This window comes from Nocardia sp. NPDC050718, assembly GCF_040654235.1.
Taxonomy (GTDB): Bacteria; Actinomycetota; Actinomycetes; order Mycobacteriales; family Mycobacteriaceae; genus Nocardia.
The window spans coordinates 143,746-163,864 of sequence record NZ_JBFAHQ010000003.1; the positions used below are offsets into that span (position 1 = coordinate 143,746).

Consider the following 20,119-nt stretch of genomic DNA (forward strand, 5'->3'; position numbering starts at 1 on the left):
GGCTTCTGCCGTTTCGGGCCGAGTCAGCCGTAGGTCACCACGAGCGGCGCGTGATCGGAGAGCCGCTCGCCGGGTGACGATTCCTTGTCCGCGGCGACGGCCGTGGCCAGCCGGGCGAGGTTCGGTGTCGCGAGCTGGTGATCCACCCGCCAGCCCACATCCTTGACGAACGACTGGCCCGCCCAGCTCCACCAGGTGAGCGGCCCCGGTCGCTCGCCGTGCACCTGCCGCACCACGTCGACGAGCCTGCGGGTGCCCAGCACCGTGCCGAACCACTCGCGGTCGGCGGGCAGGAAGCCGTCCATCGTGCGCGCGGCACGCCAGTTGGTCACGTCGTGCTGGGTGTGGGCGATGTTCAGGTCGCCGGCGAGGAGGAACTCGCGTCCACTCGCGAGTGCCGCGAGTCGGTTCCGGCGCAGTTCCCGGGCGAACGCCGCGAGAAACCGGTGCTTGCGCTCGTACTTGCGACCGCCGTCGGGCTGTTCACGCATCGATCCCGGACGCTGCAGATGCGCGGGCAGCCCGCCCTTCGGGAGATAGAGACAGGCCACCGTCACCGCGCGGTCGGCCAGGTCGACCTCGATATAGCGACCCTGCGTGGCGAACTCGCCGAGCCCGCGTGCCTTGGGCGGATGGGTCACCCATGTCCGCACCGCGGCGGCGGGAACTCTCGTGAGCACCGCCACCCCGTTCCGGCCTGCCACGGAACCGACGTCGACAGCGGCCGAGTAGCCCGGAAAAGTTCCCACTTCCGAGGCGGGACAACGCAGTTCCTGCAGCGCGACGACATCGGCCGACCGAGCCCGCAGCCACGTGTCGAACCCGCGACGCCGCGCCGCGCGAATCCCGTTGACATTGAACGTGGCGACAGTGAACGAATCGACGACCGACGAACTCATGCGCAACACTGTGCCGGAGCCGCTCACCGCCCTAGGCGCCGGGACCGCCCTGGTCACCGGCCGACGCTCGCCGACGATGGCGCGGCGCCGAACTCCGGTGTCGGCCAACCGTGGCCGCCACAGCATCGAATCTCCACCCGATGGATGCCATATCGCGCTAGCTTGGATATGTGCGGATATTCGGGCGCGCGCCCGATAGGTCGCACGCCGACCGATACGCCGGTGACGCCGATTCGATGTGTGAGGTGGTCACATGGATCCGCAGCAGACGCGCATAGCGAACACGCAGCGCCAGCAGGCTCCCGGCGAGGTCGACGAGACCGTGATCGCCGAGCTCGACGCCATGGGCCTGACCGGGGCCAAGGAGATCGGGCGCGGCGGGTTCGGCGTGGTCTACCGGTGTCTGCAACCCGCGCTGGACCGGGTGGTCGCGGTGAAGGTGCTGTCCTCGGAGATCGACGAGGAGAGCCGCGAACGGTTCCTGCGCGAGGAACAGGCGATGGGCAGGCTCTCCGGCCACCCGAACATCGTCGACATCCTGCAGGTCGACGTGACCGCGACCGGGCTGCCGCTGATCGTGATGCCGTACTGCTCGCGGGGTTCGCTCGAACGCCTCATCCATGATCGAGGCCCGCTGACCTGGGCCGACACCTTGCGGGCCGGGGTGAAGCTGGCCGCGGCGATCGAATCCGCGCACCGGGCCGGGATTCTGCACCGGGACGTGAAACCGGCGAACGTGCTGATCAGCGGGTACGGCGAACCGCAGCTCACCGACTTCGGGATCGCCCGCATTCCCGGTGGCTTCCAGACCTCGAGCAGCCTGATCACCGGCTCGCCCGCGTTCACCGCGCCCGAGGTGCTCAAGGGACAAGAACCAACTGTTCAGTCCGATATCTATGGGCTGGGCGCGACCCTGTTCGCCCTGCTGACCGGGCACGCCGCCTTCGAACGGCAGGCCGGCGAGAAGGTGGTCGCCCAGTTCCTGCGCATCACCACCCAGCCGGTGCCCGACCTGCGCGCCCAGGACATCCCCGACGACGTGGCCGCGGTGATCGAGGCGGCGATGTCCCCGGATCCGGCCGACCGGCCCGCCTCGGCCTACGAGTTCGGCGAGATGCTGCGCGAGGTGCAGCGCGCGCACGGCCAGATGCCCGACGAGATGGCCCTGCTCGACACCGAGCCCGCCGAGATCGACGCGGGGACCCCGGAGGCGCTCAAGGCCGTCACCGCCCGGCGCAGCTGGCCGCTCACCCTGCAACCCGCGGGCGCCTCGGTACCACTGCGCACCGGCGGCGGCGGATCCACCGGCACCTTCCCGCCCACCGCGGCCACCAAGTTCCGGCCGCCGACCCCGGCCCGCGAGCCGTTCCCGCGCCAGCGGCTGCTCGACGTGCTGCGCGCGGGGGGCAATCGCCGGCTGGCGCTGGTGCACGCGCCCGCCGGGTTCGGCAAGAGCACGGTGGCCGCGCAATGGCGGGCCGACCTGGTCGCCAGAGACATCCCCGTGGCCTGGCTCGGCGTCGACCAGGACGACGACAGCGAGATCTGGTTCCTGGCCCACCTGATCGAGGCCATCCGCCGGGTGCGCCCCGATGTCGGCGCAGGCCTGGAGCAGGTACTCGAGGAACGTCCCGCCGACGCGTCCGCCTTCGTGATCGCCACCCTGATCGACGAGATCCACGCCAGCGATCGCAGCGTGGTGGTCGTCGTCGACGACTGGCACCGCGTCCGCGACCCCGGCGTGCACCGCGCGATGGCGGCGTTGCTCGACAACGGTTGCCACCATGTGCGTTTCGTGGTGACCAGCCGCGACCAGTCCGGGCTGCCGATCAGCAGGCTGCGGGTGCGCGACGAGCTGGTCGAGCTGGGCCCGGCCGAGCTGCGCCTCACCGAGGCCGAGACCCGCCAGATCCTGGTGGAGCGCAACGGTTTCGCGCTCACCGACGAGCAGGTCGAGCAGATCCACACCGCCACCGAGGGCTGGCCCGCCGCCATCCAGCTGGTGAGCCTGACCCTGCGCGGCAAGGCCGACCCGGTCCAGCTGCTCAGCTCGCTGGCCGAGGGCGGGCACGGTATGCGCGAGTACCTGGCCGAGAACGTTCTCGACAGCATCGCGCCGGAGCTGCTGGAGTTCCTGATGGCCATCTCGGTGGTGGAGCGGGTCAACGGCTCGCTGGCCACCGTGCTCGCCGACGTCCCCGACGGCGCGGCCATGCTCGAACAGGCCGAACAGCGTGAGCTGTTCCTGCACCGGATCGAGCACGACCCGGAGTGGTACCGGATGCAGCCGCTGTTCGCCGAGTACCTGCGGGCCCGGCTCGAACGCGAACACCCCGGTCGCGCGAAGGCGCTGCACCGCAAGGCGGCTCGCTGGTACGCCGAGCATCAGCTGCTGCGCAAGTCGGTCGACCACGCGCTGGCCGCCACCGATCTCAAACTCGCCGCCGACCTGCTGGAGAGCGGCGGCATGGACCTGATCGACCGGTCCCGGCTGGCCACGCTGCTCGGCAGCGTCTCGAAACTGCCGGTGCAGCAGGTGACTTCCCGCTCGAAGCTGCTGATGGCGGTCGCGCGGGCGAATATGAACCTGCAGGAGACCAGCACCGCGCGCACCGCGCTGGGCCGGTTGTCGAACCTGCTGGCGCGCGGTGGCGGCGGCGAACCGGAACTGGCCGAACAGCGCTGCGCGGCGACGGTGCTCGAGGCCGCCGACCGGGTCGCGCACGACGACCTCGACGGGGTGGCCGACAAGCTGGCCACCTGCCTGGAGTCGCCCGACGAGCTGCCCGCGTGGACGGTCTCGACCGCGGCCAACCTGGTGTCGTTCGTTCGGCTGTGCGAGTTCGACTTCGTCGGCGCGACCGAGATGCAGGACTGGGCGGTCGAGTATCACGTGCGGTCCAAGGACCCGCTCGGCCCGGTCTTCGGCCTGTGCGCGCGCGGTGCCGCCGCCTACGAGCAGCTCGACATCGCCACCGCCACCGAGTGTTTCGAACTGGCCTACGACACGGCGCGGGACCGGGCCGGGCCGCGCTCGGACGCCGCGCGGGTGGCCGCCGCGCTGCTGGGCGAGGTCGCCTATCGGCGCGGTGATCTGGACCTGGCTGACCGGCTGCTCGACGAGAGCCACGAGCTGGTCACCCGGGTCGGACCGGTCGACTTCCTGGTCGCGACCTTCGTGATCGGCGCGCGGGTGAAGGCCGCGCTCGGTGACCAGTACACGGCGTCGGCGCGGTTGGCCGAGGGCGCGCGGGTGGCGGCGGCGAACGGGCTGGCCCGGCTCGACGCGCAGGTGCGGGCCGAGCGTTCGCGCCTCGGTCTGCCCGCCGGTGACGGCACCGACCAGTTCGCCACCGACCTGTCGGGCAACGGCAAGCGGTCCAAGTCCGGTGCGGCGGTACTCATCGCGGAGGCGCGCGAATTCGCCGAGATCAGGACGCTGCTGGCCGAACAGCGCCTGCGGGCCGACGACCGGGCCGCCCGGCACGCGCGGGTGCTCTACGCGCGGCTGCTCGATCAGTCCCGTCCGCGCGCGGAACTGGACGCCACGCTGCTGCTCGCCGAGTGCCTTGCCTCGGCGGGGTGGGTCGGCGAGGCGACCGGACTGGTCCTGCCGGTGCTGCGCACCTGCGCCGACCTCGGCTGGACCAGGCCGCTGCTCGACGCGGGGCCGGGGGTGGTCGGACTGCTGCACGTCCTGCGCACGCAATCCCATGAGGGACAACCGCATCCACTGCTGGCCGAGGTGCCCGGCCACTTCCTCGACGAGCTCCTGGTCTGAGCCGATGGCTCGGGTGCGCGGCCACGCACCCGAGCTCAGGATCGGATTACGGCTGCCACCACGGGCGCAGCGGGACGTCCCAGCTGCCGTTCTTGTCCAGCTTCACCCCGAGCACGTGGTGCAGCTGCACCACGTTGCGCTGGAAGCCCAGCCGGCAACCCGCCATGTACAGGCCCCACACCTTCGCGGTGCCCTCGCCGACCTCGGCGACGCAGGCATCCCAGTTCTCGACCAGGTTCTTGCACCATTCGTGCAGGGTGAGCGCGTAGTGCTCGCGCAGGTTCTCCTCGTGCAGTACCTCGAGGCCGATGTTCTGGACCTCGGAGATGATCCGGCCCGAGCCGATCAGCTCGCCGTCGGGGAACACGTAGCGGTCGATGAAATCGCCCGCCTTGGTGGTGCGGGTGTTGTCCGGCCGGGTGATGCAGTGGTTGAGGAACAGGCCGCCGTCGCGCAGCTTGTCCTTGATGTAGCCGAAGTAGAACGGATAGTTGTGCACGCCGATGTGCTCGGTGAGGCCGATCGAGGAGACCGCGTCGAACTCGCCCTCCGGGATGTCCCGGTAATCGCTGTGCCTGACCTCGGCGAACTCGCCGAGACCCTCCTCTTCGATCTTCTGCTGCGCCCAGGCGGCCTGCTCGGCCGAGAGCGTGGCGCCGATGACCTTCACTCCGCGCCGGGCCGCGTAGCGGACCATGCCGCCCCAGCCGCAGCCGATGTCGAGCAGCCGGTCGCCTTCCTTCAGCCGCAGCTTCTCGAAGATCAGCCGGTACTTGTTCTCCTGGGCCTGCTCCAGGGTCCAGTCGGGCTCGCCGTAGACCGCGCAGGTGTAGGTCATGGAGGGGCCGAGGACGTACTCGTAGAACGTGTTCGAGACGTCGTAGTGGTGGTGGATCGCCTCGGCGTCGCGGGTCTTGGAATGGCGTAGGCCCTCCAGCGCGATCCGGCGCCAGCGGGGCAGGGTCTCCTGCGGCGGCGGCGCGATCGGCTTGAGCCGCTCCCAGCCGAGCGAACGGGCGATGGTGACCAGCGACAACGCCGACGGGCGATGGAACTTCATCGCCTGCATGGCCTTCAGGATCTCGTAGGGGTCGCCGGGGTGCACGCCGTCGGCGACCATGTCGCCCGCGATGTAGGCGCGGGCCATGCCGAGGTCGCCGGGGGCCGAGGCCAGGTAGTTGATGCCGCGCGGCGTCTTGATGTCGAGGGTGAACCGCGAGTCCTCCGGTCCGGTGGCGCTGCCGTCGTAGGCGGTCAGCCGGATCGGGATGTCCCCGTCGATGAGCGTCTCGAACACCTCGGCGATCGTGAGCCGGTTTCCCAGCTCGGCGAATACCTCGGATCGGTCCTTGAATGTCGTCACTTGCGTTGCACCGCCTTCGAATACAGATTCAGCAGTCGTTGGTCCGGGTCGTAACGGTTCTTCAGTTCGGTATAGGTCGCGCCGCCGTACAGCTCGGCGAACTCGTCCTCGGCGTAATAGGCGTCCGAGTACAGCGACTTGTGCCCGTCGAATTCGGACACCGTCTGCTCGATCGCGCGGTTGGCCGCTCCTTCCGGTTGTCCCGGTACGGTCGGGACGGCGGACCAGAACCCGACGTTGACGTAGGTGCGCCGTGGTTCGAGCGGGTACAGCGGCCACGGCCGCTCGCCCGCCGGGTCGCCGGCGGTCTCACGCAACCGCAACGGGCACAACCAGATCGGCTCGATCGGTATTTCCTTCAGGAACCATTCGACGAAATCGGCGGTGCGGTGGACCGGCACCTCGATGTCCTGGACCACCCGCTCCTGCGGCGGATTGCCCTTGCGGGCCTCCAGGCGGTCACCGATGTGGTACTTGCGGTCGAGGGCGACCAGCTTCCAGTAGAAACTGCTGCGGCGGTACGCCTTCGGCCAGAACCGGCGGATCTTCGGGTTCTGCGTGCCGAAGGCGCGGGAGCACCAGAACCAGTCGGTGTCCCAGCGCCACAGGTAGTCGTGGATGGTCAGCCGGTCGCGTTTCACACCGTCGGCGTGCTGCAGCGAGCGGTAGTAGATGTCCATGCCGGTGTAGTCGCTGACCGGGCCCGGTTCGTCGGTCTGCCTGCCGAGGGTGAGGTAGCTCTCGGTCGCGGTGAACACGACGCCGTCGAGGTAGTCGACCTGCTCGCCGTCGTAGCTGCGCTCGGTGACGATGCGCTCGAGCTCGGCTTCGAGTTCGCGCAGGTCGTGGAAGCGCACGTGGCGCAGCGCGACATACGGCTTGACGGGTTCGAGCTCGATCTTCAACCGGACCGTGTAGCCGAGCGTGCCGTAGGAGTTGGGGAAGCCGCGGAACAGATCGGCGGTCTCGCCCTCGGGTTTCACCGTGACGATCTCGCCGGAACCGGTCAGCACGTCCATTTCCAGCACGGATTCGTGCGGCAGGCCGTTGCGGAACGACGTGGATTCGATGCCGAGACCGGTGACGGCACCGCCCAGCGTGATGGTCTTGAGCTGCGGCACGACCAGCGGCGCCAGCCCGTAGGGCAGCGTCGCCGCCACCAGGTCCTCGTAGGTGGTCATCCCGGCGACGTCGGCGGTTCTCGCTTCCGGGTCCACCGCGATCACCCGCCCGAGGCCCGACACATCGAGGCCGGGCGCGGTGGTGGCCGCCCTGGCCCGGAACAAGTTCGACGTCTTCTTCGCCAAGCGGACGACGGCGCCGGGTGGAATGGCGCGATAGCTTGCCAGCAGTCGCTCCACACCCTCCCGGTGCGCGGCATATCCAGACTCGCGTGCGGCCGGTTCGTGGCCGGCCCTACCCAAAAGACTCACTGCCACGTCATCGACGCTAGTACGACCGTGTCCGTCGGGCTACCGAATACCGCCCCGCCACGATGAAATGTCACGCACATGTTTCCCTTTCGCCCAACCTGGTCGGGCGATCCGGTGAGGCACAGGGCAGGATGTAACCCGGTCGAGATATCGCACCCCCGACAAGGAGTCAACAGTGGGACAGGTCAGCGCCAGCAGTTCGATCGTCGTCGCCGCGGATCCGCAGCGCACGCTCGAAGCGATCGGCGACTACGAGACGATCCGCCCGCGCATCCTCTCCTCGCACTACCGCGACTACAAGGTCGTCGAGGGCGGCAAGGGCGCGGGCACCGTGGTGGAGTGGACGCTGCAGGCGACCGAGAAGCGCTCGCGCAACGTGCGCGCGAGCGTCACCGTGTCGGACTCGATCCTCACCGAGCGCGACGCCAACTCCTCGATGGTCAACACCTGGACCGTCACCCCGGACGGCGCGGGCGCCCAGGTCACCCTCCGCACCACCTGGACCGGCGCCGGCGGCGTCTCGGGCATCTTCGAGGGCATCTTCGCGCCCCTCGGCCTGAAGAAGATCCAGGCCGAGGTGCTGGCCAACCTGGCCCGCGAACTGGCCTAGTTCACTCCTTGCCGATGTCGAAGAGGTTTCCTTCGGGGTCGGCGAGGGTGACCCACTGCTGGCCGTACTCGTCGAAGTCGCCGACGTGCTTGGCACCCAGGCTGATCGCGCGCTCGACGTAGTTACGCCATTCGACGGAGTGGAAGTCCAGGTGCACGACGTTCTTGCCGGGCGTCTTGTCCGGCACCTGGACGAACATCAGCACCGGCGAGGCGCCCGAGGTCTGGCCGACGGTGGCGAAGGCGGCCGAGGCCTCCGGGTCGACGGGGCGATCGAGCAGCTGGGCGTAGAACTGCGCCAGCGCGCTCGCGTCGTCGCAGTCGAACGTGACGTTGCCAAGGGCGAGAGTCATCGGGATTCTCCTTCGGTGATCGGCCAGCACACTTCGGTGCGGTAGTCGGCCGGGTTATCGGTGATGTCCGGTCCGACGAGATAGCGCTCGCGGACCGGTTCGTCGGGAAGAACGGTGTCGTGCTCGGCGACGTGGCTGCCGAGCGCGCCGTAGGTGCGGTCGAAGTCCTCGAACGCGCCCGTGTGCACGGCGATGGCGAAGCGCCGGGCCGGGAACGCGGTGATCGCGAGCCCGTCGGGTACGACCAGCTCCGTGCCGGGCGGCAGCGGCACATACGCGGTGACCGCCCCGGCCGCCTCGGTGAAGAACTCGGTCGAATAGGTCGCGCCCGCGACCCCGCCCGGCGTCACGCCCGCGGCGAGCAGGCTCACGTAGAGCTGCTCGAACGCGGTGCCGCACCACGGCGCGATCGCGTCGCGGTCGACCGATTCGGTGCGGGTGAGCGCGGTGAACGCGGGCTCGACCCGGTAGTCCACCCGCAGCGGCGGCGCGGGCACGGTGAGCAGCGCGCGCAGCGAGGCGACCACGTCGCGGGTGCGCTGTAATTCGGCTTCCATCCTGGTCAGATGGGCGCGCAGGGTGGCGTCGCGGTCGGCGGGTTCGGCCGCGGCGAGCACCGTGCGGATCTCGGGCAGTGGCATGTCGAGATCGCGCAGCCTGCGGATCAGGTGCGCGGTCTCGACCTGGTCGGTGGAATACCGGCGATAGCCGGTGCCCGCGTCCACCGCGACCGGGGCCAGCAGCTCGATCTCGTGGTAGTAGCGCAGCGTCTTGACGCTCAGATGGGTGAGGCGGGCGAACTCGCCGATCGCCACGGTGGCTGTCATGAGCTCAGCCAACACCCTCCAGCGGGGGGAGGGTCAACAACGACTCACGCGGGCGCGAGCACGAAGGCCGCCATCAGCGGCCAGTCGCCCTCCCGCCACCACGAGTAGCCGAACCAGACGCCCGGACTGATCTCGCGGATCTCGTCGTAGACCTGCGGTGTCGGCGACGGCGCGTAGTTCAGGGCCCAGGTCGGGCCGCCGTCGAGGATGGACCCCGCCCGGTAGACGTCGGCCGGGAAGGCCTCGATGCCCGCGCTGGTGACGCGATTGGTCAGGCTGCCGCCGTCGGGTCCGGTGCGGAACACCTTGCCGATCCACAGCGACGCCGCCATCGGTTCGAATTGCGGCGGGCGGGTCAGCCAGCCGTTGGTGACGCCGGTCGGCACCGCGCCCTCGCGCGCGTCGCGGTAGATCTGATCCTGCTGGGTGACGCTGCAGCGAAAACGCAGCGAATCCAGGGTCACCGCGGAATTGCCGGGGTCGACGACACAGCCGCGACCGTAGTCGGTGATCTCCGCGCCCGGGTCGGCCGACGCGGGCGCCGTGGGCAGAACGAGCAGGCCGACGGCGGAGAGCGTGGCGGTGATCAAGGACGCGCGAATGACACTCATCAGTTCTCCCTCGGATTGCTGAACCCTGTCCCGACCCAGGTTCGATCCTAGGCACGAGTCCCCGGGCGGGTTTCATCGCGGACAGGCAGCAATCAACCTGTTACCGAGCAGGTCACGGGTAACGGCCCGGTCGGTATGCGCCATCGCCGGGGCGGGTGTGGGAGTATCCCGGCGGCGCGTGAGGACTACGCTTGACGCGGACGAAACTTCTGAGAGGACGTGCTGTGCAACCCGATGGTGGTCAGTTCGATATGCAGGCCCTGCTCGCCCAAGCCCAGCAGATGCAGCAGGCCGTGATGCAGGCCCAGGCCGAGCTCGCCGAGTCCGAAGTGCAGGGTCAGGCCGGTGGCGGTCTGGTCGCGGCGACCATCAAGGTCAGCGGTGAGGTCACCGCGCTCACGATCGACCCGAAGGTCGTCGATCCGTCCGATGTCGACGGCCTGCAGGACCTGGTGATCGGCGCGATCAACGACGCCATGGCCAACGCGCAGAAGCTGGCCGCCGAGCGCCTCGGCCCGCTCTCGCAGGGACTCGGTGGCGGTTCGCTGCCCGGTCTGCCCGACTTCTGATGTATGAGGGTCCGGTCCAGGATCTGATCGACGAGCTGGGCAAGCTGCCCGGCGTCGGTCCGAAGAGCGCCCAGCGCATCGCCTTCCACCTGCTGCAGGTGGAGCCGCCGGAGATCGACCGGTTGCAGGCGGCGCTGCAGAAGGTGCGCGACGGAGTGCAGTTCTGCGTGTCGTGCGGCACCGTCGCCGACGGTGAGCTGTGCCGGATCTGTGCCGACCCGCGCCGCGACCGCACGATGATCTGCGTGGTCGAGGAACCCAAGGACGTGCAGGCGATCGAGCGCACCCGCGAGTTCCGTGGTCGCTACCACGTGCTCGGCGGTGCGCTCGATCCGCTCAGCGGCGTCGGACCCGATCAGCTGCGGATCAGGGAACTGCTGACCCGCATCGGCAATCAGGACGACGGCGTCGACGTGAGCGAGGTGATCATCGCGACCGACCCGAACACCGAGGGCGAGGCGACGGCCACCTACCTGGTGCGCATGCTGCGCGATTTCCCCGGGCTCACCGTCACCCGGCTGGCCTCGGGCCTGCCGATGGGCGGCGACCTGGAGTTCGCTGACGAGCTGACGCTGGGCCGCGCGCTGTCTGGTCGGCGGGCGCTCTAGAACTCGACGCGGGTCCAGTCCACGCCCTTGCCCGCGGCGGGGTCCTCGGTGGTCCAGGCCCAGATGATGTCGGCGACCTGCGCCGGATCGTCGATCGTGGCGCCGAAGTGCTTGTCCGGGGACCCGTCGCGGTACTCCAGGGTGTAGGGGCCGCTCGGGTCGCGGTAGGTCTGGATGTAGCGCTGCTCGCCGCGCTCGACGATCAGGTACGGGTTCGGGTCGGCCAGTCCGGCGACCCAGCGCCGCGCCAGTTCCTCGGTGAGATACGGGAATTCGCCGGCGCCGCCGTGGGTGACGGCGATCGGCACGTGCCCGGCCGGGTCGATCAGCCAGGTCAGCTGCGGGTCGTAGACGGCGTAGCCGCGCGGGGTGGCCAGGTCGAAGAGCAGGTTGCGGACGAAGCCGATCGCGTCGTACGGCGAGGGAATGTAGAGCGTCGCCCCGTTCGCGCCGCCGACCGACTCGACGCTCAGGAACGAGTCGTCCACCGGTAGTTCGGCGTTGCGGGCGTTCAGTTCGGTCGCGATCTCGACGATCTCCGCGGACTCCGGCTGACCTTCCTGGGCAGCCAGGTACGCGTCCACCTCGTCGACGGAGGTGGCGACGCCGGACGGCAAGAGGATGTGGTCGTAGCTCACCCGGTCAGCCTACGGGTCGGTCGGTTCGTGCTGGTTCGGCAGCCTTTGGTGCGGCTGTGTTGCCTGCGGGTTTCGACCTGATGCCCGTCGGGAAACTCCGGTTTCGTCACGCCCCGCCGCGCGGGTGGTCTGTGGTCAACTGAGTGCATGGGCATCAAGGTGTCACTCGAGCACCGGACCGCGTACTCCTTCGACCGTCTCGTCGAGGTGCATCCGCACGAGGTGCGGTTGCGGCCGGCGCCGCATTCGCGGACACCGATCGAGGCGTACTCGCTGCAGGTGTCGCCGGCCGCGCACTACATCAACTGGCAGCAGGACGCGTTCGGCAATTTCGTTGCGCGGCTGGTGTTTCCGGAACCGACCAAGGAATTGTCGATCACCGTGGGGTTGATCGCCGATCTCGAGGTGGTCAATCCGTTCGACTTCTTCGTCGAGGACTACGCCGAGTACTTCCCGTTCGACTATCCCGCGGCGCTGGCCGCGGACCTGGAGCCCTACCTGCGCCCGGTCGACGAGGCGGAGCCCGGCTCGGGGCCGGGGGAGCTGCTGAAGGACTGGGTGCGGGTGCACCGGGCACAGGGACGGATCCGCTCGATCGACTACCTGGTCGAGCTGAACTACGCGCTGCGCAACACCGTCGACTACACGGTGCGGATGGAGCCCGGCGTGCAGTCGCCCGATCACACGCTGCGCACCCGGCTCGGGTCCTGCCGGGACTCGGCCTGGCTGCTCGTCGGCATCCTGCGCGAACTCGGGCTGGCCGCGCGGTTCGTCTCCGGGTACCTGGTGCAGCTGACCTCGGACACGCCGTCGCTGGACGGGCCGTCGGGGCCCAGCGCCGACTTCACCGATCTGCACGCCTGGACCGAGGTGTACCTGCCGGGCGCGGGCTGGATCGGCATGGATCCCACCTCCGGACTGTTCGCCGGCGAAGGCCACATCCCGCTCGCCGCGACCCCGCATCCCGGCGCCGCCGCCCCGATCACCGGCGCGACCGGGATCACCGAGGCCACCCTCGAATTCAGCAATGTGGTGCGCCGGGTGCACGAGGACCCGCGAGTCACCCTGCCCTACACCGATTCCCAGTGGGAGCGGATCACCGCTTCCGGCGCCGCCATCGACAAGCGGATGGCGGCCGCCGACGTCGGCCTGACCATGGGCGGCGAACCCACCTTCGTCTCCATCGACGACCAGATGAGCGCCCAGTGGACCACCGACGCCGACGGCCCGCACAAACGCGAGCGCGCCGTCGACCTGGCCGACCGCCTGCGTTCGCTCTACGCCCCCACCGGCATCGTCCAGTACCGCCAGGGCAAGTGGTACCCCGGAGAACCGTTGCCGCGCTGGGAGATCGCCATCGCCTGGCGTGCTGACGGCGAACCGGTCTGGCGCCGCCAAGACCTCCTCGCCGACCCGTGGACCCCGGTCGCCCAGCGCGTGCTGTCAGGCCCACCGACGCTCATCGACACCCCTGTCACACCGGCCGAGCCCGGCGACTCGGCCGAGCCCGCTGACTCGGCCGAGCCCGCTGACTCGGCCGAGCCCGGCGACATGGCCGCGTCTGCTGATTCGGCCGAGCCCGGCGACTCGATCGCGTCTGCCGACTCGGTTGCGTCCGGCGAGGCAATCGATGCCGCCGGACTGGTAGAACCCGCCGACCTGGCCGAGTCCGTTGCCGTGGCCGAATCTGTCGGCTCGGTCGCGTCCGTCGACTCCGCTGTGTCTGCCGAGACAATCGAGCCCGCTGAGCAGGCCGACCTCGCTGAGCAGGCCGACCTGGCCGAGCAGGCCGACCTGGCCGAGCAGGCCGACCTGGCCGAGCAGACAGACCTCGCCGAACTGGTGGAGCCTGCCGAGCTGTCCGCGTCTGGCGTGCTGGCTGCGTCTGGCGTGCTGACCGAGTCCGCCGATCCGGCCGTGGCCGAAGGTCTGGCCGAGACCAGCTCGGAGGGCGAGACCACTGAGCTGGCCGAGCCGGGGGAGCAGTCCGCGTCCGCCGACCTGACCGCGGCTGCCGAGGTGCTCGGTGCCGATGCGGCTGCGGACGCTGGGGTGACCGAGATCGGGAACCACGCGGCGTCCGGGGAGACGGCGGCGTTCGGGGAACCGGTCGAGGTGGTGACGGCCGAGGCGGGGAAGCCGGCGAAGGGGAAGAAGCAGAAGGACAAGAAGAAGGGGAAGCGGCGGCGGAAGAAGGCGGGGGTCAGGGCCGCTGATACGCAGCCGCTGAATTCGGCCGGGACGCTGGCGGATCGGCGGCCCGCGGCCGATATCGATGCCGCGCGCGATCTGGTCGCGCGGATCGCGGACACGCTCGGGCTGCCCGCCGGGCAGGTGCGGCCCGCCTTCGAGGACCCGCTGGCCCGGCTGGCGGCGACGGTGTCCGCGCCGTACGGCGATCCACCGCCCGCCGATATCGACCCAGGGGAAGACTCGCCCGAGGTGCGGCAGCGGCTGGTGGAGAGCCTGGATCAGGCGGTCAACGAGCCGGCGGCCTTCGTGCTGCCGATTCATCGCCGGGCCGATGGCGCGGGCTGGGCGAGTGCCGACTGGCAGCTGCGACGGGGCCGCGACGAGGACGGGCCGGGACGCATCGTGCTCGCCGAGGGTGACTCGCCCGCGGGTCTGCGGCTGCCGATCGGCTCGGTGTCGTGGCTGTCGCCGCCGGTGCTGCCCGAGGCCGACCCGCTGTACCAGCGGCCGCTCGATCCGGAGCGGGTCGAACCGCCCGCTCAGGTGGAGCCCGCGCATTTCACGCCGACGACCGCGCTGGTCGCCGAGGTGCGCGAGGGCCGGTTGCACGTGTTCCTGCCGCCGGTCAGCGAATTGGCCGACTTCCTCGATCTGATCGCCCGGGTGGAATCCGCCGCCGTCGCGATCGGCCAGCCGGTGGTGCTGGAGGGCTACGCCCCGCCGAACGATCCACTGTTGCAAACGTTCTCGATCACCCCCGATCCGGGCGTGATCGAGGTGAACATCATGCCGACCAGTTCCTTCGCCGAACAGGCCGAGGTGCTGAACACCCTCTACGAACAGGCCAGGCTGGCCCGGCTGAGCACCGAGTCGTTCGACGTGGACGGCACCCACGGCGGCACCGGCGGCGGCAACCACATCACCCTGGGCGGGGTGACGCCCGCGCGCTCGCCGCTGCTGCGCAGGCCCGACCTGCTGGTGTCGATGCTGACCTACTGGCAGCGGCATCCGGCGCTGTCGTACCTGTTCGCGGGCCGTTTCGTCGGGCCGACCTCGCAGGCACCGCGCGCCGACGAGGGCCGCGAGGACTCGCTCTACGAACTCGAGATCGCCTTCGCCGAGATCGCCCGGCTCACCGCCGAACAGGCGCTCGGCGACGCCACCCCGGCCGAGATCCAATCCGCCCCTTGGCATATCGACCGCGCCCTGCGGCACCTGCTGACCGATCTCACCGGCAACACCCACCGCGCCGAGTTCTGCATCGACAAGCTCTACAGCCCCGATTCGGCGCGCGGCAGGCTCGGCCTGCTGGAACTGCGCGGTTTCGAGATGCCGCCGCACTTCCAGATGGCGATGGTGCAGTCGCTGCTGGTGCGCGGCCTGGTCGCGATGTTCTGGGACCAGCCGTACCGGGCGCCGCTGCTGCGCCACGGAGCCAACCTGCACGGTCGCTACCTGCTGCCGCACTTCCTGATGAGCGACATCGCCGAGGTCGCGGCCGACCTGCGCGCGCACGGCATCGATTTCGACACCAGCTGGCTCGACCCGTTCACCGAGTTCCGTTTCCCGCGGATCGGGACCGCGGTGATCGGCGATGTCGAACTGGAACTGCGCGGCGCGATCGAACCGTGGTTGACCCTCGGCGAGCAGACCACCGGGCAGGGCACGGCCCGCTACGTCGATTCGTCGGTGGAACGGTTGCAGGTGCGGGTGGTCGGCGCCGATCGCGGCCGGTACGTGGTGACCTGCAACGGGATGCCGGTGCCGCTGCTGACCACCGACAAGGCCGACGTGCAGGTCGCCGGCGTGCGCTATCGCGCCTGGCAGCCGCCGAACTCGCTGCACCCGTCCATCACCGTGGACGCGCCGCTGGTGTTCGACCTGGTCGACGCGGCGACCGGACTCTCACACGGCGGCTGCACCTATCACGTCGTGCACCCCGGCGGTCGCGCCTTCGACGACGCCCCCGTGAACGCGGTGGCGGCCCAGTCCCGGCGCAACCGCCGCTTCGAAGCGGCGGGACACACCGTGAATCCGATGGACCCGGCCGAACTCCGTGCGAAGATCGCGGCGCAGTCGACCGATGTCGGTGCACCGGGCATCCTGGATCTACGTCGCGCGCGAACCGTGTGGGGCGCGACCGGCGGCCGGTAGGCAACAACAGGAAGCGAGGTCGGCTCGGTGACACAGCGCGACGAGGCGCTACGGGACGGGAACCGGACGGCACCGGGCGCACGCGCGCAGGTCGCCGAGCAGTTCGCGCGGTACCGGGCCGAGAGCAAGGCGGGATCGCGCTTCGACGAGTGCGGTCGGCCCACCCAGGGCTATTACGACGAACTGGTCGACGGTCGCGGGCGGGTGCGGTCGATGTGGTCGGAGCTCTCGTCCGACTTCGTCGACCAGGGCACCGGCGGGCTCGGCCGGATCGATCTCCGGGTCCGCAGGCAGATCGAGGACGACGGCGTCACCTACACCGAGGTCGGCCTCGGTGACGACACGGCGACGCCGATGCCGTGGCGGCTCGATCCCATCCCGCTGCTGGTCTCGGCCGACGACTGGACCCGGCTGGAGAACGGTCTGGTGCAGCGCTCGCTGGTGCTCGACGAGGTGCTCACCGATGTGTACGGCCCGCGCAGGCTGCTGAGTTCGGGGCTGCTGCCGCCGGAGATCGTCTTCGGCAACACCGGGTATGTGCGGGCGGCGCACGGCATCACGATCCCCGGCACGCACCAGCTGTTCCTGCACGCCTGCGACATCAGCCGCTGGAGCGACGGACAGTTCCGGGTGCTGGCCGACTGGGCGCAGGCGCCCTCGGGCGCCGGGTACGCGCTGGCCGATCGGCGCGTGGTCGCCTCGGCCATCCCCGAGGCGTTCGAGCACGCCGGCCCGCGCCCGCTCACCCCGTTCGCGCGGGCCATGCGGCTGATGCTCGAGGAAGCCGCGCCCGAACTGGCCGACGGCGAGGAGCCGGTGGTCGTGGTGCTGAGCCCCGGTTCGCACTCCGAGACCGCGTTCGACCAGGCCTATCTCGCGCAGATGCTGGGCTTCCCGCTGGTCGAGAGCGCCGACCTGGTGGTGCGCGACGGCGCGCTGTGGATGCGCTCGCTGGGCAGCCTGGAACGGGTCGACGTGGTGCTGCGCCGCGTCGACGCGGAGTTCTCCGATCCGCTGGACCTGCGGCCGGATTCGCGCCTCGGCGTGGTCGGGTTGGTCGAGGTGTTGCGCAGGGGCGCGGTGACGGTGGTCAACACGCTCGGCTCCGGGCTGCTGGAATCGCCGGCGCTGAGCGCGTTCCTGCCCCGGATCGCCCGCTCCGTCCTCGGCACCGACCTGCTGCTCGACGGCACGCCCGCCTACTGGGGCGGCGACGACACCGAGCGCGCGCATCTCGTCGCCCATGTCGGTGACCTGGTGATCCGGTCGGCGGTCGACGGGTCGACCATCTTCGGGCCCAGCCTGGCCGCCGCCGAGCGCGCCGAGCTCGCCGCCCGGATCGAGGCCGAGCGGTGGAAGTGGGTCGGTCAGGAACCCGCGGAGTTCTCGGTCGCGCCCGCCGTCGAAGGCGAGGCGGGATTGAAGCCGGCGCCGGTCGGGATGCGGTTGTTCTCGCTGGCCCGCCGTGGCGGCTACACCGCGATGTCGGGTGGGCTCGGCCAGCAGCGGATGCGGCTGGAGCCGACCCGCAGCGTGATCAAGGTGGCGGCCAAGGACGTCTGGGTGCGCGCCGCACCCGCCACCGCGCCCGCCGTCGGCGCCGAGACGCCGCACGAGGAGCGGCTGCGTCGCGCCGTGCCGGTGGTCGAGGCGGTCAGCTCGCCCCGTGTGCTCAACGACCTGTTCTGGATGGGCCGCTACAGCGAGCGCGCCGAATCCGTCGTCCGCCTGCTCGCCGCGACCCACGACGTCTACCAGGACTACCGCTACCGGCCCTGGCTGGACGGCGCAGAGGCGCTGCCGATCCTGATGCGCGCGCTGTCGGTGACCACCGGCACCAACGCGCCGGAATCCGTGCTGCCCAATGGAACCGGGCCGGTCGGCGCGCTCGTCCGGGTGTCGCCCCCGGCGGACGCGGGCGCTGACGGATCCACCGCACCGGATTCCGCGGTGCGGGCGGCATCCGCCGCCGCTACGACCGGCTCGGCCGACGGTGCCGCCACGGCCCAGGAAACCGACCGATCCGCCGCCGTCGAGGAGCCGGGGAACGCCTCTCGGGCCCCGGCCGCTGACGGCGCTGCCCCGCCGCCGGAAACCGGGAAGCGGCGCTCGGCCGCGGACGACACCGGCGCTCCGGACCCGGCCGATGCGGAGGCCACGGAACCGGAATCCGGCGACCCGGAAGCCCCGTGGGAGCGCGCGGGCACCAGTGCGCTCGCCCGCGCGCTGCGCACCACCGGTACGGCCGCCGAGCGGACGGCGGAGCAGTCGGGAGACACCGAACCCGCCGTGCCACGCACACGACAGAAGCAGGGGCAGTTCACGACCCGGCCGATGGACGCCGCGGGCGGCGGTGGCGCGGGACGACGGACCGTCGCCGGCGCGTCCGCCGACGGCTTCGCGTACCTGTCCGCGCTCACCGGCGACCGGAACCTGCCGGGGTCGCTGTCCTACGCGGTCGACCACTACGGATCGGCCGCCCGCGCCGTGCGTGACCAGCTCTCCGCCGACACCTGGATGGTCATCGGCGCCGTCGACCGCGCGCTGGCCGAATTCCGGGCCGCCAGTACCGAAAAGGAGACCGCGCTCTCCTCGGTGCACGCGCTCGCGCTGGCCGCGCTGCTGTCGCTGTCGGGGATCGGCGCGGAATCGATGGTGCGCGACACCGGCTGGTACGTCATGGACATCGGCAAGCGGATCGAACGCGGACTCGCGCTGACCTCGCTGCTCAATGCCGCACTGGCGCAGGCGAGGTCGCCGGAGGTGGAGCGGGTGGTCACCGACTCGGTGCTCGTCACCACCGAGTCGGCGGTGAGTTACCGCCGCCGCCACCGTGGTTCGGCGCATGTCGCCGCGCTGGCCGGACTGCTGCTGTTCGACGCGGGCAACCCGCGCTCGCTGGTGTACCAGCTCGATCGGCTGGAGGCCGACTTCCAGGCGCTGCCCGGTGGCGCGGGCGCGTCGCGTTCGCAGCGGCTGCTCGCCGACGCCCAGCGCATGCTGCGCCGCGTCGACCCGGCCGACCTCGAACAGACCGACGCCGAGGGCGTGCGGACCGAGCTGGTGGAACTGCTGGAGGGGGTGCACTTGCGGCTGCGCAAGCTGTCGGAGTCGTTCGAGACCACCAAACTCGCTGTGCCGGTGGGTATCCAGCCGCTGTGGGGCAATACCAGGATGGTCGGATGAGCAGGCGCTACCGGGTGGTGCACCGGACCACCTACAGCTATTCCGACGAGGTCACCAGTTCCTACGGCCGGGCCTATCTGACCCCGCGCGAATTCGCCGGTCAGCGGCAGCTCGAGCACGAGATCCACATCGACCCGGTGCCGTCGGACCGTTCGGTCGGCACCGATGTCTACGGGAACACGACCACGTATTTCCATGTGACATCGGAACATCGGACGCTCGAGGTCACCGGCGAATCGCTCGTCGACGTCGACGGCGAGCACCCGTCGACGACGCCGGGCGCCGACGTGCCGTGGGAGGCGGCCCGGCCGAGCACGGCCACCGGGCCGCTCGCGGTCGAGTTCACCCTCGACCTGCTGCCGCCCGAGATCACGCCGGAGGTCGCCGAGTACGCCGCGCAGAGCTTTCCGCCGGGCAGGCCGCTGCTCGAGGCCGTGACCGAGCTGAACACCCGGATCCACCAGGATTTCCGGTACCGCTCCGGCTCGACCACGGTGAGTACCAGCGTCGCCGACGTCTTCGTCGCGCGCGAGGGGGTCTGCCAGGACTTCGCCCGGATCGGCGCGGCCTGCCTGCGGTCGCGTGGCCTGGCCGCCCGCTACGTCTCGGGCTACCTCGCGACCGATCCGCCGCCGGGCAAGGAGCGCATGGTCGGGGTGGACGCCACCCACGCGTGGGCGGCCGTCTGGCTGCCCGGGACCGACGAGACCGACCGCACCGGCCGCTGGATTGCCTTCGACCCCACCAACGACCAGTTCGCCGACGAGCGCTACGTGACCGTGGCGTGGGGGCGTGACTACCAGGATGTTCCGCCACTGCGTGGCATCATCTACACCGACGCCAAACAGTCCACGATCACGGTCTCGGTCGATGTTGCCCCGGTGGAGGTGTAGTC

The 20,119-nt window shown here is 70.4% G+C and carries 13 protein-coding genes and 2 pseudogenes; 8 read left to right on the forward strand and 7 right to left on the reverse strand.

Annotation, left to right across the window (positions count from 1 at the left end; translation table 11 throughout):
- Positions 1-23 precede the first annotated feature (23 nt).
- Positions 24-899, reverse strand: coding sequence for an exodeoxyribonuclease III (locus tag AB0H54_RS15025; protein ID WP_357345933.1), 876 nt, complete (start codon positions 897-899; stop codon positions 24-26).
- A gap of 253 nt (positions 900-1,152) precedes the next feature.
- Between AB0H54_RS15025 and AB0H54_RS15030 the strand changes: the two genes are divergently transcribed.
- A complete protein-coding gene (locus AB0H54_RS15030) occupies positions 1,153-4,680 on the forward strand; it encodes a protein kinase (protein ID WP_357345935.1) in 3,528 nt (1,175 codons plus the stop codon).
- 46 nt (positions 4,681-4,726) lie between these two features.
- Here AB0H54_RS15030 and AB0H54_RS15035 read toward each other — a convergent pair whose 3' ends face one another.
- Positions 4,727-6,043, reverse strand: a complete 1,317-nt coding sequence (locus tag AB0H54_RS15035) for a class I SAM-dependent methyltransferase (protein WP_355280995.1) — start codon at positions 6,041-6,043, stop codon at positions 4,727-4,729.
- On the reverse strand, positions 6,040-7,476 hold the full coding sequence (locus AB0H54_RS15040) for an FAD-binding oxidoreductase (RefSeq protein WP_357346601.1): 1,437 nt from the start codon (positions 7,474-7,476) through the stop codon (positions 6,040-6,042). Before AB0H54_RS15040 ends, AB0H54_RS15035 begins: the two co-directional genes overlap by 4 nt.
- A gap of 175 nt (positions 7,477-7,651) precedes the next feature.
- Between AB0H54_RS15040 and AB0H54_RS15045 the strand changes: the two genes are divergently transcribed.
- A complete protein-coding gene (locus AB0H54_RS15045; protein ID WP_355280994.1) occupies positions 7,652-8,086 on the forward strand; it encodes an SRPBCC family protein in 435 nt (144 codons plus the stop codon).
- A 1-nt stretch (position 8,087) separates the two neighbouring features.
- On the opposite strand, the gene AB0H54_RS15050 is transcribed toward AB0H54_RS15045, so the two are convergent.
- Genes AB0H54_RS15050 through AB0H54_RS15060 form a run of 3 tightly spaced genes read right to left on the reverse strand, consistent with a single transcriptional unit; the run spans position 8,088 to position 9,876 of the window.
- Entirely contained in the window at positions 8,088-8,438 is a 351-nt protein-coding gene (locus tag AB0H54_RS15050; protein ID WP_355280993.1) for a VOC family protein, read from the reverse strand.
- Positions 8,435-9,265, reverse strand: coding sequence for a MerR family transcriptional regulator (locus tag AB0H54_RS15055; RefSeq protein ID WP_357345938.1), 831 nt, complete (start codon positions 9,263-9,265; stop codon positions 8,435-8,437). Before AB0H54_RS15055 ends, AB0H54_RS15050 begins: the two co-directional genes overlap by 4 nt.
- A 44-nt stretch (positions 9,266-9,309) precedes the next feature.
- Positions 9,310-9,876 (reverse strand): hypothetical protein, encoded by a 567-nt coding sequence (locus AB0H54_RS15060; RefSeq protein ID WP_357345940.1) that lies wholly within the window; start codon positions 9,874-9,876, stop codon positions 9,310-9,312.
- 224 nt (positions 9,877-10,100) lie between these two features.
- Between AB0H54_RS15060 and AB0H54_RS15065 the strand changes: the two genes are divergently transcribed.
- Together AB0H54_RS15065 and recR are read left to right on the forward strand one after the other, a co-directional pair.
- Positions 10,101-10,445 carry a YbaB/EbfC family nucleoid-associated protein gene (locus AB0H54_RS15065; protein WP_355280989.1) on the forward strand — a complete coding sequence of 115 codons (345 nt, stop codon included), beginning with the start codon at positions 10,101-10,103 and terminating at the stop codon, positions 10,443-10,445.
- On the forward strand, positions 10,445-11,053 hold the full coding sequence (recR, locus tag AB0H54_RS15070) for a recombination mediator RecR (RefSeq protein ID WP_019044526.1): 609 nt from the start codon (positions 10,445-10,447) through the stop codon (positions 11,051-11,053). The genes AB0H54_RS15065 and recR overlap by 1 nt, the downstream gene beginning before the upstream one ends.
- Here the strand turns inward: recR and AB0H54_RS15075 are convergent.
- Positions 11,050-11,691, reverse strand: coding sequence for a hypothetical protein (locus tag AB0H54_RS15075; RefSeq protein ID WP_357345942.1), 642 nt, complete (start codon positions 11,689-11,691; stop codon positions 11,050-11,052). The genes recR and AB0H54_RS15075 overlap by 4 nt on opposite strands.
- Before the next feature lie 147 nt (positions 11,692-11,838).
- Between AB0H54_RS15075 and AB0H54_RS15080 the strand changes: the two are divergent.
- The 4 genes and pseudogenes from AB0H54_RS15080 to AB0H54_RS15095 all read left to right on the forward strand — a co-directional run.
- Positions 11,839-13,110: pseudogene (locus AB0H54_RS15080) on the forward strand (transglutaminase family protein); the annotation flags it as partial.
- A gap of 837 nt (positions 13,111-13,947) precedes the next feature.
- A pseudogene (locus AB0H54_RS15085) lies at positions 13,948-16,038 on the forward strand (transglutaminase family protein); the annotation flags it as partial.
- A gap of 27 nt (positions 16,039-16,065) precedes the next feature.
- Positions 16,066-19,224, forward strand: coding sequence for a circularly permuted type 2 ATP-grasp protein (locus AB0H54_RS15090; protein WP_357345944.1), 3,159 nt, complete (start codon positions 16,066-16,068; stop codon positions 19,222-19,224).
- Positions 19,221-20,117: a transglutaminase family protein gene (locus tag AB0H54_RS15095; protein ID WP_355280986.1), complete on the forward strand. Its 897-nt coding sequence runs from the start codon at positions 19,221-19,223 to the stop codon at positions 20,115-20,117. Before AB0H54_RS15090 ends, AB0H54_RS15095 begins: the two co-directional genes overlap by 4 nt.
- The last annotated feature ends 2 nt before the right edge of the window (positions 20,118-20,119 follow it).